The sequence below is a fragment of the Paenibacillus sp. 01T443 genome (assembly GCF_056398325.1).
The window spans coordinates 503,204-518,392 of record NZ_JBFTPE010000005.1; the positions used below are offsets into that span (position 1 = coordinate 503,204).

Consider the following 15,189-nt stretch of genomic DNA (forward strand, 5'->3'; position numbering starts at 1 on the left):
AAAAAGAGGGCTGTTCCCGTATTTCTTCGGGAACGGCCCTTTTTTAAAAACTTTCTGCCTTTTTCAAACAAGCAATCCGCCCTTTTCCCTGTACTTCAAGATGCCTTCCGCCGCGCGGTAAGCTAATGCTCCGACCGTATTCGTCGGATTGTAGCCGGCGTTTTGCGGAAATGCGCTGGCACCGACGACAAACACGTTATCCGCATCCCACATTTGGCTGTACGTATTGACCGCTGAATTGTCCGGTTTATTCCCCATGATGACGCCGCCCGTGTTATGGGTCGACTGATAGGTCATAATCTCATAAGGACCGAGTTCCTTTAAATAGTCGACCTTATCCGCACCCATCTCATTCATTATCTTTGAGCAGCGCTCGGCTAGAAACTTCGCCAGCTCGCGGTCCTGTTCTTCGAAATCAAAGGTTATCCGCAAAAGCGGATCGCCGTAGACGTCCTTGTAAGTCGAGTCCAAATCGAGAAAATGATGCTTGTAAGACATCGAAGACCCCTGCGCGCCGACAGCAAGCGTCCGATTTGAGTAATGCACTGACTTCGCCTTGAATTCAGAGCCCCATGCAGCCGTTCCTGACGGAGTCGGATTGTTCTGAATCGGGCGCGCACCAGACTGACCGATCGCAATGACGCCTCCGTGGATAAAATTCAGATCGGAGTGGTCAAAATTGTCGCCGTTGTAGTCATCAATAGATACGCCGAGCGCTCCTGCGCCTGCGAAGCTGTTGAACTGCTGATTTTCGAAGAAGCCAACCGCGCTGCCCTTCGCAACTTGATAAGCATAGTTCTTGCCGATGACGCCCGTTCCTGATGCTGGATCATAAGGCTGCCCCAGCCCTGACATCAGCAGCAGCCGGACATTGTTGAATACATAGCTCGTCACAACGACGATATCTGCGGGCTGTATGATTTCCTCTCCCGTCGTTACGTCCGTGTACATAACGCCTGTCGCCTTACCGCCCTTATGTAATACACGGCGAACGTTTGAATGGGTGCGAATCTCAAACTTCCCCGTTTTGTTAGCTACCGGAATGACCGTCACCACTGGATCGGCCTTGGCCCCGTATTCGCAGCCAAAGCGCTCGCAATATCCGCAATATTGGCAGGCGGCGCGGGCAATGCCATCAGGATTCGTATAGTTTTCTGATAGATTTGCCGAAGGCATCATATACGGATTCAGCTTTAGTCGGGTAGTCGCTTCGACAAACATCTGCATTGCCGGTGTCTTCTTCATTGGCGGGGTCGGGAAAGGGCTGCTGCGTTTGCCACCCAGAGGGTTCGCCTCGCCTGAAATACCCGCCATTTTCTCGAATTTATCGTAATACGGCTCGATCTCGTCGTACGTAATTCCCCAATCCTGGATCGTCATGCCAGCCGGGATTTTATTTTTTCCGTACTTTTCAATCGTCTTGCTTCGAATCTCAAAGTCGTACGGCAAAAAACGATAGGTCTGACCGTTCCAGTGAACGCCCGCTCCGCCGAGTCCGTCCCCTATCAAGAACGAACCGTACTGCCTCATAGGCAGCGCACGGATTTTCTCATTACTGCGAAACGTGATCGTTTCTTTCGACAAATCCTGCATCATTTCGTAACGCAGCGCATAACGCAGCTCGTCATGCACCATGAAATAATCCTCGGTCTTCCGCTCTTTCCCTCGTTCAAGTCCTACCACGTTTAAACCGCTTTTCGTAAGTTCCGCGGCGATGATGCCCCCAGACCAGCCGACCCCTACGATGACAACATCGGTTTTCGGTAATGTTTTGGCCATAATATCCTCCCGATTCGCTAATGAGAAACCAAATGGTCTTGCAGGCTGCTCGGATCAAGTTTTGTAAATTCTTTATCAATGATAGTGACATAGCTCATCTGATTGCCCGGATAGTTGCGCATTTTCCAGCCGTTCATATCCAGATTGCCCCCATAAAGCGGGTCACTGTACGCGCCTTCCAGCGTGCTGCTCCGCAGCATTTTGAAGAAACTGCTCGCAGAAATCGTCGTCAGCTTCACCTCATCCGACTCGAAGCCCTTAAGCAATTCATCTTGCTGCTCACCCGTCAATTCGATGAAGCTCTTCTGAAATTTGGTCATGCTGTAATTCTCCAGCTCTCGCAGGCCGATCTCGAAGATTTCCCTTCTTTTCAGCCGGCCCTGATAGCCCTGTTCCTTCTCCCCCGTGTAGAATGGCGGGTTCATGTAATCTCGGCCATTGAAGCCCCAATCCCCTGCAAGCTGATGGTCAATAAAGAAGGCGACACCTAGCGATTTGGCACCTGGACCAGTCTCATCCTCCGGAAAAATCCGTTCCGTCGCGCTCTCGACTATCCGAAACTGCTCTTGGGTAAAAAACATGAGCGCGCGGTTGTAGTTTTTTGGTTCAGCCGTCTTTCCTTCATCCGTTTTACCCGGTGCCTTCGTTGTGGTCGGTTTCTTTTTGAGTAAGGAGCCAAGCGCCCCGCCCACGGCGATGCCTCCCAAAGCGTAACCCGTATTAATAAGAAACCTGCGGCGGGAGCTTCCGTCGACCGTGCCTTTGTTTGGTTCTTTCTGTTTATCGCTCCGATCCAAAACTTGCACCTCCTGGAAAGTTCAATCTATCCCTTTTATTATTTTCCAACAAGCCATGAATATTCATTTCATGGAAATGGTCATGCTAACATCAAAATGCAACCCTATGGAGGATGATTTTTAGATGACTGCTCTCAGCAAATTGCTCACGCTTTCCGTAGCTGCTTTTGCTCTTCTGTCCGGCTGTGCCAATGGAACGCCGCCCGCCTCGCGTTCCAATTCCTTAACGGAACAGGAAGCCAAGATGCTTCATGATCCGTCCGTCATTCCAAGCGAAGCCGGACCGAAGCTGCATACAACCAATGAGAACGGCAATACCACATATGGGATGGGCATGTCCGTGTACAGCATGATCGGCAGCTCCGGGCTGCACTCGAACGGCTTCTCTGCCCATCTGGAATCTCGGCTGAGCGGAATCGGGATCCCTGACGTGCGTGTATTCGTGTTCGATGATACAGTCGTGCTCGCCACGGAAAAGCTAACCTCCTCCGGTTCGCAATATGATGACGTTCAAAGGAAGGTGCTCAATCAATCCGAAGGACTCTCAGGCAAAGGCTATTCGCCGGATGATGGACTTGGCGGCATGAGCGGAACAGATAAGGGAAGCCATGATAATCTGGCAGTGGCCGCGAGCCAGATCAAGAATTTCATGGGCGGAGATGTGAAGGTGCTCACGGTAACGGGCAAGAATGCTGTGAAAGCCATTGAAAAGATTCGTACGGACGCTTTGGCCGAGAACATCTCCCCAGATAAGTTGGCCGGCGATATCCGCGAGCTGCTCAGACTGGTAAAGGCGGGTCAGAAGTAACAACGTAGAAAAACGGCTGCCGGATTGATTCCGGCAGCCGTTTTTTTCTATTTGTATAGCGAACGACTTACTCCCAATGGATGCACGATGCGCCGGTGCCTCCTCCAAACTAGTTCATGTTGTGTGAAGTGCTCGTATAAAGTGCAGTGTAGCAAAAGCCCGTCAGCAAATCCGTATCTGCTAAACCAAAGGGATGTACAGTACATCAGTTTGTTTAGTCATCCATGTTGTGTGAAGCGCTCTTCTGGAGGGGGAGTGTTGTGAGTGAGTGCTTTGAGTGAGTGTTTTGGTGTAAGTGTTTTTTGGGGGTTTTTTTTGAGTGATGTTTTGGGTGATGTTTTGGGTGATGTTTTGGGTGATGTTTTGGGTGATGTTTTGGGTGATGTTTTGGGTGATGTTTTGGGTGATGTTTTGGGTGATGTTTTGGGTGATGTTTTGGGATTTCAGATTTCTGTTGCATAAAGTGCAGTGTAGCTTAAGCCCGTCAGCAAAATCCGTATCTGCTAAACCAAAGGGATGTACAGTACATCAGTTTGTTTAGTCATCCATGTTCTGTGAAGTGCTCTTCTGGAGGGGGAGTGTTGTGAGTAATTGCTTTGAGTCAGTGCTTTGAGTCAGTACTTTGGTGTGAGTGTTTTTGGGGTGTCTTTGGAATGTCTTTGGAATGTCTTTGGAATGTCTTTGGAATGTCTTTGGAATGTCTTTGGAATGTCTTTGGAATGTCTTTGGAATGTCTTTGGAATGTCTTTGGGATGTTTTTGGGGAGTGTACGTTGTACTTTGTACAACGTACTCCCACTCAAACGCCCGCTTTCGCCGCTACATTGTAGTTTCTACAATAGAATCCTCTACATCCGCAACATTTTGCATCCAAACCTCATTTTCCATTGCATTTTCTGCAGTGTAGCCCCCCGTTTGACGGTTATTTCAGGTTTCTGTTGTATAAAGTGCAATGTAGCATAAGCCCGTCAGCAAAATCCGTATCTGCTAAACCCAAAGGGATGTACGGTACATCAAAGTGTGACAGACTGTTGTCATATTTCTTTTTTTATAATAACAACAGATGCAAAAACATTTCATGACAAGTCAAAAGGAGACAATACGAATTACGAATCATCCAGTAGAAATGTTTAAATACCACACCTGGGCCAACCAAACTATCCTGAGGAGAATCTAGGGTCATTGCCTCTATAATGAAATTAATTACTCTCCATACCTAGAAAGGAGAATGTATTTTATCTATGGAAATTGAAAATCTATTTACAGGAATATCGAGAGAAGATTTGAGGGCGTGGCTGCAGGAGAATTGTACGACTGAAAAATCTTGTTGGGTCGTAGTTAGTATGACGCCAAACCCAGATACGTTGCTATATTTGGACGCGGTCGAAGAATCTTTATGTTTTGGATGGATCGATGGAGTCAAAAAGAAAATATCTGAAACTGGGTTGGCGCAGAGACTGTCTCCTAGAAGCAAAAAAAGTTCTTGGACTGAATTGAATAAAGAACGTGTCCGCCGCCTCGAAAAGTTGGGGTTAATGAGTGATGAAGGAAGAAAGGTACTTCCTGATATGGACCCTGATTCTTTTAAAATAGATAGGGTTATAGAACAAAGGCTAAAAGAGGAAAGGCAAGTATATGAGAATTTCTTGGCATTTCCAGCTCTTTATAAAAGAGTTCGGATCGACACGATACAAAGCAATAAAAATCAGCCAGAATTATTTAAGAGTAGATTAGACAAATTTATAACCAACACTAAAGAAAATAAAATGTACGGTCAATGGCATGATAATGGACGCCTTCTAGATTATTAAGATACGCTAGATCGAATTCTGCGCTGCGCGACTCCCATTTCATTCGAATCTAATCTCTGGCCATAAAAAATCCTCCTCGGATTGGCTTCCGAGGAGGATGATCCCATTGCGAATTTACGATTCGAAGGCAGAAAGAGTTTGACGCTTACCTAATTATCTGCTCCCAAACTGAGCATGGTGCAAGCGGCTGTAAATGCCGCCAGCCGTGACGAGCTCCTCGTGTCGGCCTTGTTCGGTAATCCCTTGCTCTGTTACGACGACAATGCGATCGGCGTTCTTGATTGTTGCCAGTCGATGCGCGATAACAAGCGTGGTCCGGCCAACGGACAGCTCTGCCAGCGACTGCTGGATGGCTGCTTCCGTCTCCGTATCGAGCGCCGACGTCGCTTCGTCGAGAATAAGGATCGGCGGGTTTTTGAGGAACATCCGCGCAATGGCAAGCCGCTGCTTTTGTCCGCCTGACAGCTTCACACCGCGCTCCCCGACCACCGTATCCAGCCCCTGCGGCTGAGCATGGATGAATTCCTCCAGCTTCGCTCTCCGAGCCGCCTGCCAAATATCCTCGTCCGAAGCACCCAGCTTCCCGTAGACAATGTTCTCACGGATAGTACCCGCAAACAGGAAGACGTCCTGCTGGACGATTCCGATCTGCTTCCGCAGCGAATCCAGCTTCAAATCGCGAATATCGTAGCCATCGACGGAAATGCTGCCGCCTTCGATTTCATAGAAACGCGGCAGCAAGCTGCACAGCGTCGTTTTGCCAGCGCCGGAAGGTCCGACAAAAGCAATCGTCTCGCCAGCGCGAATCGATAGATCGATATTTTGCAGCACCTTCGCTTCGCCTTCATAACCAAACGTGACGTCACGGTATTCAATATTGCCGCTTAAACGGTCCACCTCGACCGCATCCGGCTTATCCGCTACGTCTGGTGCCGTCTCCAGCAGCTGCACGTAACGCTTAAATCCGGCAATCCCTTTCGGATAGCTCTCAATGACGGCATTGATTTTTTCGATAGGCTTAAAGAAAATGTTCGTCAGCAAAACAAAGCTAATGAACTCTCCGTATTTCAGATCTCCCTTAATAACAAACCATGTGCCTGCAATCAGCACGAACACAGAAACCAGTCTCATGAGCATGTACGTGATGGACGAGTTCAAGCCGATTATTTTGTATGAAATAAGCTTGGCTTCACGGAAACGCAAGTTATTTACTTTAAACAGCTTTTTCTCGTGGCTTTCATTCGAAAAGGCTTGAACGACGCGAATACCGCCGACCGTATCCTCGACGCGCGCATTGAAATCAGCCATATCTGAGAATAGGCGGTTTGCGGCCCTTGTCATTTTACCGTTGAACATCAATACAAGCCATATAATGATAGGAACAATAACGAAGGTTAGAATAGCCAGCTCCAAATTAATATACGCCATGATGCCGAATGCCCCAACCAGCGTCATTGCAGCAATAAACATATCCTCGGGACCGTGATGGGCAACCTCGCCAATCTCGAACAAATCATTCGTAAGACGCGAAATGAGATGGCCGGTCTTGGTATTATCGAAGAAACGGAACGATAGCTTCTGCACATGATCGAACAGCTTCTTCCGCATGTCCGTCTCGATATTGATACCGAGCATATGCCCCCAGTAGGTAACTACGTAACTCAAAATCGTATTAATAATATAGACGACCAACAAAATCGCGCATGCCGTTACAATCAGCCCCCAATTCTCGTCGGGCAGCAGGGTATCTATGACATAACTAACCGCTAGAGGGAAGCAAAGCTCAAGCACAGCCAGCAATACCGCACAGCAGAAATCCAGCAGAAATAACTTTTTGTAAGGCTTATAGTAGGCAAAAAATCGTAAAAGCATCGTTAGCTCCTTCTTCTCTCGTAGTGATAATCATTTTCAATAAAATGATATACAATCACTACCATACTGTCAATCCGTTGCCAAAATCAATTCGTTCCGGATGCGTATATACGTTCATCTCCCCGCCTCGAATAAAGCCTACACAGGTAATGCCCAAATCCTCAGCGAGACGTAGGGCGAGATCGGTCGGCGCCGATTTGCTGAGCATGATCCCGCAGCCGATTTTTGCGGCTTTCAGCACCGCTTCCGAGGAAAGCCTCCCGCTGAAGGCGATCACCTTATCCGATGTGCGGATCCGATGCAGCAAGCAATAGCCGAACAGCTTATCGAGCGCATTATGGCGTCCGATATCCGTTCTTACGGCGAGCAGTTCGGCAGGCGTTCCAATGGCTGCGTTGTGAACGCCGCCCGTACTGCGGAATTCCGAAGAGCTTTCCTGCAGCTCCTGCATAAAGCGAATACACTGCTCTGCCGATATTCTGGTGCGGGTCATGATGGTCTTCGCCGTTAGCATATCGTTGTGAAAATAAAACTGCCGGCTCTTGCCGCAGCATGACCCGATAAACCGCTTTGCATAATGATCATGGTTCACCGTTTGCTTATTCTCCAGCTCGATATAGGCAAAGCCTGTATCCTCATGAATGTTTAATGATTTCACCTGTCCTGCCTCGCGTATTACGCCTTCGGATGCAAGAAAGCCGATAACGAGCTCCTTCAGGCTGGAAGGTGAGCATACCAGCGTTGCAAACTCTTCGCCGTCCAGCTTCAAGGTAAGCGGGAATTCGGCGGCGATATCATCATCCTTCTCCAAGGGCGCGCGGCCGTCATATTTGAGTATGCGCCACTTTGTCGTGTTTGAAAGCTCCATCAGCTTGCACCTCCTCCACGTCCTCTTATGCACCCAGCACCCTGCATGCTGACCCCGCAGCCTAAGCTGGCGGCTCCGTCTCCAGCTCCACGATCCGTTTCTCCATATATCTCGTGTCTTTAAAAGCATGATAGGTATCGGCACGCTCCACGATAACCGAAGCATTGTACTCGGGGATGCCTGCAAACGGCTCATATACGCCCTTGGCAAATAAACTATTGCCCTCCGGCCAGTACAGCTCGACATTCCCAGGCGCCATATCCTCCCCCTTTGCCCTTCCATGGAAGCTCCCGCTTCGGTTATAGACGACGATCGCATCTCCTTCAGCGATGGCAAGCTTCCTCATATCCGCTCTATTCATCAATACGTCATAACGCCCAGCAGCATTAAAAGCATCCTTCTCCCCATAGATCATCGAATTGAACTGCTTGCCTCGCCTTGTCGTAGCATAAAAATGCCCTTCCGGAATGCGCAGCTCCGGCAGCTCAATCGGCAGCAGCCTGGCTCTGCCATCCTCAGTCGGACAAAAGCCCTCCTCGCACAGCCAAGCGCCGCCCCACTGAAATACATCGCCTTGCTTCCGCAGATGCTGAATACCGTCATATTGCGGGGACGCCAAGGCAATTTCCCGCCTGACGGCATCGGCATCCTTAAATGCGATAGCAGCTTTAAGCTCCGGACGAATTCGCGCAGCCAAATCGGCATAAATCTGCCATTCGGCGCGGGCTTCCCCAATCCGCGGACCAGCTATGGCCGGCGAGTAGTAGACCATCCGCTCTGTGGAGGTTGAAGTGCCGCCGCCCGGCTGTTCGTATCGCGTCATGGCAGGCAGGATGATAACCGCCTCCTCCGCGTCCAGCAGCGTGGAGCTGTTCAGCACAATGTCCTGATGAACCCTTAATTCGACAGCCTCCAAGCAGCGCTTCACAAAATCAGGGTCCGGCATCGTCTCGACAAAATTGCCGCCTGACGTATAGAACAGCTTCAGCTTTCGTTCATGACGCTTTGGCAACAGGGCATTCTCCAGCGATACGCCTACGATATCTCCCTGCCAATCCGGAAGCTTGAAGCCCCACAGCCTCTCCATCCGGCGGATATCCTCGCCCTTGAACTCGCCGCCGGGCAAGCTGAACGGGTCGGCACCCATTTCGCCGGAGCCCTGGACACCGCTGTGGCCGCGTATCGGCATTAGTCCGCAAAACTCGCGTCCTAAGAAGCCCCTCAGCAGCGCTAGATTCGCCACCTGTGAAATATTGTCTGTCCCGAAGCGATGCTGCGTCAGCCCCATGCTCCAGACGAACACGCCGGACTTCGCTTCTGCCAGCAGCGAAGCGAAAGCCCGCATCCGCTCTCTCCCAAGCCCCGAGGATTTCTCCAGCAGCTCCCAGTCCTGCAGCAGCACCTGGGCCTTCAGCTCCTCAAAGCCATTCGTATGCTCGCTCACAAACGCATGATCGATCGCCGAGCCGGGCCGCTCCTCCTCCATCTCAAGCCAACTCTTCATCACGCCGTGCATGAAGGCGATATCGCCGCCGATGTTCACCTGATAGAAATCGTCGGCCAGCTTCGTGCCAAAGAGCGCCGATTCCGGTATCGACGGAATCCAATAGCCCTCCATCGCCGGTTCGCGATAAGGGTTGATGACAATGATTTTGGTCCCCTTGCGCTTCGCCGCGTACATGTACTTGGTCGATACCGGCTGATTATTCGCGGCTACGCTGCCCCAGAATACGAGTACATCCGTACCGATCCAATCCTTATAGTTGCAGGTGGACGCCCCAACGCCAAGCGAGCGCTTCATAGCCGTCTTGGAGGGAGAATGGCAAATGCGTGAAGCGTTATCAATATTATTCGTCCCGATCAGCCTTGCCGCCTTAGCAGCCACATAATAGGATTCATTCGTGATGCCCCGTGCGGTTAAGTAAAAGGCCAGCTGCTTCGGGTCGATTGCCCGTGCTTTTCCGGCAATCCGATCCAATGCTTCATCCCAAGAAATTCTGCGAAAGCTCCGCTCCCCTTTGTTCCGAATAAGCGGATACGGCAGCCGTCCCAGCTTGCGTAATTGCGTGCTGTCCAGCTTGCGCAGCTCATCGATATCTGAATGAAGATCCGCAGCTTTCATCGCAGGCATCGTATTCAGGCGCAGCACATTCAGCCGTGTCGTGCAAAGATGCGGGCCGTCCAGCGTCTGATCATATAAACCGGATACGCCCAGCGCGCAGCCATCGCACACCCCCTGCGTCAAAATCCGATAAGCATAAGGCAGATTGTCCCGGTTGTCCCACGCCACCTTAAGCGTGTCCCTAATATGATGCGGCTTTATGCGTCCCAGACCAAACGGCGCCTTGCTCACCCACAGCTTCGGATCCGGCCGCTTTGGCAGCTTTATCGGTCCTGTATGTAACGTCTTCTTCAACAGACATTCACCCCCGCTAAGGATCATCATGTAAGGATACGAATCTTTCAACTGCGCCATTCTCAAAAGAAAGCGCATTCACGAACTTGTTAGAATATCGCATGAACAGAGCTTAACGGTTTAACTTGATGCTAGCTGCGCGAGCAGATCAATCTACTGCTCGCGGTTCCAGCCGGATCCCTGCATATTAATCCATTCATTCCACTTCACAAAATCGCGAACTGAACTGGCGTTCCTTCTCGATATGCGGCTATAAAGGCAATACCTGCACCGCTGCTTGCTTACCGCTTACTTGAATGCCCGACTGCTTCTTGCCGCTCTCGGCCAAATCCTTCAGCATGCGCTCCAGCAGCTCCTTCGCCTTCGGGCCTTCCTTGCCCTGAATACGAACGACGAACTGAACGCCGCTGCCGGAGCCGAGCAGCTTCGCCGCCTGCCTAAGCTTCGTATCATAATCATGCTCCTCGATATGAGGAGTCAAGCGGAGCTCCTTGATTTTGCTTGGCTGCTCCTTTACCTTATCGCCGCGCTTCTCTTGGCTCGCCTGCTGCTTAGCCTGTCCTTTAGCCACCAGCTTGCATGGCGGAGGGCTGCTCATAAGCGAGGTGCACACCAAGTCCACCTTCAGCTCACGCGCTTTCTCGAGCGCTTCATCACGCGTTACAATGCCTAGATCCTCGCCTCGCAGGCCTGTAAGCCGAACCTCGGAGGCGTGTATTTTTTCATTCATGATTACCATTGATGCCATATCAGCGCATCGCTCCCTTGCCGTGAATATGGAAAACAGCAGCCTTTAGTTGCAAAGCCGCTGTTTTTTTCCTTCTTCTATTATACGCTTTTCTTATACGTCTAGCGCGGTTTGTTTGCGAATGGTTCCGCCGGACCCGCTCTCTGCCGTTATTTTTGCGGTTGCCTCATTCAACTCCGCTTTGCGCAGAAACTTCCTGCCTCTCCAGCGTACAAGCGAAAGGGTGCCGCGAATATATTCATCTAAAATCATACAGGCATAAATCCCGATCAAGCCCCAGCCCAGCTCGATGCCGACAAAATAAGCCAAACCCGTGGCTACCAGCCACATCGAGAATACGGATGTCCACATCGTAAAACGCGTGTCGCCGACGGCATTAAGCGCATTGCCGAGCGCCATATTGACCATTTTGCCTGGCTGCAGCAGCAAATTCATGCCGAGCAACGACACGCCAAGCGCCACGATTTCCTTATTTTCCGTAAACAATCCGAGCAGCTGCCTGCCGAACAGGAAGATGATGAAAGCATTGACCGTCACGACTGCAAGGCCGATCCACATCGCCCGGAAAGCAAGGCCGTACGCCTCCTTCACCCGCCCTGCGCCATATAGATGCGCGATCTGAATTTGGACCGCCAGCGCGATCGAATAGCCGAGCATGAAACAAAACGATTCGAGCGTGTTCATATAGGTTCGCGCAGCCAGCTCATTCGAGCCCAGCATAGCCAAAAAGGTGAAAATCAGCAGCTGCGTAAACACCCAGCATGACAAATTAACGCCAAGCGGCCAGCCGATGCGGATAATTTCTCCGAACAGCTTGCGGTTAAACGCGTTAAGATCACGCAGCCCTATGGTCCGCTCAAAGGAGCTGAGGAACATAATGAACAGCACGATAGTTGCGAGCAAGCGGCAGAGCACGGTTGAGACGGCAACGCCCATCAAGCCCCATTTTGGGAAGCCGAACGCCCCGAAGATGAACGCATAGTTGAAAAAAACATGCACAACGTTCATCCCGATTGCCGTGTACATCGGGCCCTTCGTATTGCCTGTATTCCGAATCGACGTGCTTAGCGCCGACATCAACGCAATCAATACCATACCGCCGCCAACAATCGAGATATAGGTTTTGGCCAGCGGGAGCAAATGCTCCGGAAGCTGAAGCATCGTCGCGATCTCCCCGGGTATCAGAAACAGCAAGGCACTCAGTGCTAGACCGATAACGGCGCTCACTTTGGCTGCCATAATGGCGATTGTACGCGCATCCTCACCATTACGTGAGCCGATCTTTTGGGCAATGAGAATACCCGCTCCGCTGGCTACCGTTATAAATAGAGTCGTAAGCGCTTGAAACAGCTGATTGGAGAAGCCTACCACCGCAACTGCATCATCCGAAATCCGGCTTACCATCAATGTATCCGCCGCACCTAGCAAAAACTGCAGAAACAGCTCAATGAATATCGGCCATGCCAGCATCCATAGTGTTAATTTTTTGTTTGTTAAAGCCATAGTGTGGTCCCCCTGCATCGGCTGTCCAAAGGAAGCCGCATCCGTTGTAAAATCATCAATCGTCATTTCAAATTATAGATGCTATACTGAGCGTGATGTATCACTTTTACAACCGAAACTATAACGATTCCAACTTCATTCTAAAGAGGAGCCCTTAATCCCATGACCACCCTATATATGACCATTCCTCCTCTTCCGCATTATATAATCGGGGGCTACACCATCGCACCGGCAGGACGCAAGCATCCGAGCAGACGCAATATCGAAGTGTTCGACCTGCTGGTCGTGACTCGCGGATGCTTATACATCGGAGAAGAAGAGCAGCACTACGAAGTGAGCGCTGGCCACGCCCTTATATTGCGGCCGGATGCCTATCATTACGCGACGCGTGCTTGTGAGGAGCAAACCGCCTATTACTGGATTCATTTTCAGACGACCGGGAAATGGAGCCTATCCGATCAATCGGAAACGGAGGAGCCCGCCGAGCGAACAAAAGAGAGAACGCTTTCGTCGAGCATTTACACGACACAAACCTTCACAAAGCAGTTGCCCCAGTTCGCGAAGCTGCTTCAGCCGTCCAAAATGGACAGTCTCCTGCGCCAGCTTGTGCAGCTCAATATGAACGATCATATCCCTAGCGTCAGATGGAAGCAGCAGCTGGCGTTCCAAGAGGTCGTTGAGCATCTATCCGCTTCAATGGAAGCGCAGGGCCCTACTCCTTCCGCATTATGCGCAGAGCAGGCCGCTTCATATTTGCGTGAGCATTACCGCGAGAGCATCACTGCTCAGGAGCTTGGCGAGAGCATTAACTTTCATCCTGTCTATATCGCAAGATGCATGCAGAAGGAATTTGGCTGCGCGCCGTTTGATTACCTCATGCGCTTCCGCATCGAACGGGCCAAGCTGCTTCTGCTCCAAACCGACCTGCCGATCGCCCGTATCGGGGAAGAGGTGGGCTTCAACCATGCCGCCTATTTCACCTCCTGCTTCGCCAAATACGAGAGCATTTCGCCGCGGAAGTATCGGCAGAGGTTCTCCCATGGTTGACCTTCCGCAACCGGGCGCATAAGCGTAAACGGCTGACGCCGTTCTTGGCGGCAAAAGCTCGTTTCGCGGAGAAATATAAGCATCGTATAAGGTTGAAACTTATACTTTCTTATATATCAAAAAAGGCCATCGGGATATCCCGACAGCCTGCTTACGCCTCTCATGAGGAGAGGCGGCGTTGCCCTATATCGACGACGAAACTCTCTCGCTGAGGCCGCTGGAGACAGCGACCGGTTTCTTGCCCCAGCCCGTAAGCCGCTTCCCAAGCTTTATGGAAGGTAGCTCTACGAAATAATAGCTCAGCGCTCCCGCTCCGAATGAAGCAATGAATGCAATCATAACAATATAAGGCGTATCGATTTCTCCGCTCAGCAGATGAACGAGCGACAACAAAACGATCATATGGTACAAATAGAGGCTGTACGATATTTTACCGAGAAACAAAAGCGGCTTGCGCTGCAGCTGCCGCGATAACCGAACGGAAGAGACGGCTGCCACGATGAAGATGGAAGCGCCGATCGCCGTCATCCAATCGCCCCAATGCGGCATGAACATATCATGAAAGTCCTCGCCGTAGCCGATCCATTTGAAAGAATAGAAGCAAAGCGCAAGGACAAGCATGATCATTGTCCACCAGCCGTTTAACCGCGAAAATACCTTCTTCAGCTCATTCTGATACTTGGCCAGCAAAGCGCCTACAATAAAGAATGCTGCGTAATGCAGCGAGACGACAAAGTTGGTCATGTAGCGTGTCTCGAAATGATCGAGCATAATTTCAGCGCCATAAGACAAAGCCAGCGCAAGCGGCAGCCCGATTTTCCAGCCGCCTTTTACTATAACAAACATAATAAATGGAAATAATAACGAAATACGCATCTCGTGGACAAGCGTCCACAAAATAGGATCGTACCGCGTCGTATTGTAATTCCCTACAAAGAGCAGATGATGGATGATGGAAGCAAAGTCCGGCGGAATGACCCACAGGTTGTTATAGTAGCTCGTTAAGTCCGTCAGTTTCGATACGTAAACCGCTTCCCTCATGACGATGGCAATAATCAAAGCCACGAGAAACGGGATATAGATGCGGCAAATCCGCTTGATTATATATTTCGTGTAGTTCTGCTGACGGTTGCTGAAGAACGGCAAAGAAAGCACAAAGCCGCTCAGCAGAAAAAACATAATAACAGCCTCATGCCCGCCCCAAATGGCATGCAGCGGCGTATATTTCAACAGGTTCAGCGGATAATCCAGTAATCCGAGACCCGAAGTATTTTGCACAATTGGCGTGAATACCATTAAGAAGTGTCCAACCATCACAGCAAGTGCTGCCAGTCCTCTTAGCGAATCTAGTTGTTCATAGCGCTGCACACTGCAACCCCCCACTTTTACCGAATCTTTATGATAACATTGTCGATTATAAGGGATTGCGGACGCTTTGTCCGCTATTCAGTGAAAATAATAATATTTGGTAGAAAAAAATTCTCTCAAGTCGTAGTATTGTCCAGTTGTTTAACAGGCTTCTCGTAAAACGATATGATACG

12 protein-coding genes are annotated in these 15,189 nt (G+C 50.3%); 4 read left to right on the forward strand and 8 right to left on the reverse strand.

Annotated features, from left to right (window positions below; genetic code table 11):
• Positions 1-63: 63 nt before the first annotated feature.
• Both AC1DLI_RS09895 and AC1DLI_RS09900 read right to left on the reverse strand, forming a co-directional pair.
• Positions 64-1,779 carry a GMC family oxidoreductase gene (locus AC1DLI_RS09895; protein WP_477601964.1) on the reverse strand — a complete coding sequence of 572 codons (1,716 nt, stop codon included), beginning with the start codon at positions 1,777-1,779 and terminating at the stop codon, positions 64-66.
• A 17-nt stretch (positions 1,780-1,796) separates the two neighbouring features.
• A complete protein-coding gene (locus AC1DLI_RS09900) occupies positions 1,797-2,576 on the reverse strand; it encodes a gluconate 2-dehydrogenase subunit 3 family protein (RefSeq protein WP_477601966.1) in 780 nt (259 codons plus the stop codon).
• A 124-nt stretch (positions 2,577-2,700) separates the two neighbouring features.
• On the opposite strand from AC1DLI_RS09900, the gene AC1DLI_RS09905 reads away from it, so the two are divergent.
• From AC1DLI_RS09905 to AC1DLI_RS09915, 3 genes are all read left to right on the forward strand, one after another.
• Positions 2,701-3,384: a hypothetical protein gene (locus tag AC1DLI_RS09905; RefSeq protein WP_477601968.1), complete on the forward strand. Its 684-nt coding sequence runs from the start codon at positions 2,701-2,703 to the stop codon at positions 3,382-3,384.
• Positions 3,385-3,648: 264 nt separating this feature from the next.
• Positions 3,649-3,846 (forward strand): hypothetical protein, encoded by a 198-nt coding sequence (locus AC1DLI_RS09910; RefSeq protein ID WP_477601970.1) that lies wholly within the window; start codon positions 3,649-3,651, stop codon positions 3,844-3,846.
• A gap of 778 nt (positions 3,847-4,624) precedes the next feature.
• The gene (locus tag AC1DLI_RS09915; protein ID WP_477601972.1) at positions 4,625-5,194 is read left to right on the forward strand and encodes a YdeI/OmpD-associated family protein; all 570 of its coding nucleotides are present in this window, start codon (positions 4,625-4,627) and stop codon (positions 5,192-5,194) included.
• Between the two features lie 153 nt (positions 5,195-5,347).
• Here AC1DLI_RS09915 and AC1DLI_RS09920 read toward each other — a convergent pair whose 3' ends face one another.
• From AC1DLI_RS09920 to AC1DLI_RS09940, 5 genes are all read right to left on the reverse strand, one after another.
• Complete coding sequence (locus AC1DLI_RS09920) at positions 5,348-7,066, reverse strand: ABC transporter ATP-binding protein (protein WP_477601974.1); 1,719 nt, start codon at positions 7,064-7,066, stop codon at positions 5,348-5,350.
• 58 nt (positions 7,067-7,124) lie between these two features.
• Positions 7,125-7,934, reverse strand: coding sequence for a formate dehydrogenase accessory sulfurtransferase FdhD (gene fdhD / locus AC1DLI_RS09925; RefSeq protein WP_477601976.1), 810 nt, complete (start codon positions 7,932-7,934; stop codon positions 7,125-7,127).
• 61 nt (positions 7,935-7,995) lie between these two features.
• On the reverse strand, positions 7,996-10,377 hold the full coding sequence (locus AC1DLI_RS09930; protein ID WP_477602369.1) for an FdhF/YdeP family oxidoreductase: 2,382 nt from the start codon (positions 10,375-10,377) through the stop codon (positions 7,996-7,998).
• Positions 10,378-10,600: 223 nt separating this feature from the next.
• Positions 10,601-11,089: a translation initiation factor IF-3 gene (gene infC, locus AC1DLI_RS09935; RefSeq protein WP_477602371.1), complete on the reverse strand. Its 489-nt coding sequence runs from the start codon at positions 11,087-11,089 to the stop codon at positions 10,601-10,603.
• A 102-nt stretch (positions 11,090-11,191) separates the two neighbouring features.
• Positions 11,192-12,601, reverse strand: coding sequence for an MATE family efflux transporter (locus AC1DLI_RS09940; protein ID WP_477601978.1), 1,410 nt, complete (start codon positions 12,599-12,601; stop codon positions 11,192-11,194).
• 162 nt (positions 12,602-12,763) lie between these two features.
• On the opposite strand from AC1DLI_RS09940, the gene AC1DLI_RS09945 reads away from it, so the two are divergent.
• A complete protein-coding gene (locus tag AC1DLI_RS09945) occupies positions 12,764-13,648 on the forward strand; it encodes an AraC family transcriptional regulator (RefSeq protein WP_477601980.1) in 885 nt (294 codons plus the stop codon).
• Between the two features lie 183 nt (positions 13,649-13,831).
• Here the strand turns inward: AC1DLI_RS09945 and AC1DLI_RS09950 are convergent, their stop codons facing one another.
• Positions 13,832-15,016: an acyltransferase family protein gene (locus tag AC1DLI_RS09950; protein ID WP_477601982.1), complete on the reverse strand. Its 1,185-nt coding sequence runs from the start codon at positions 15,014-15,016 to the stop codon at positions 13,832-13,834.
• Positions 15,017-15,189 lie beyond the last annotated feature (173 nt).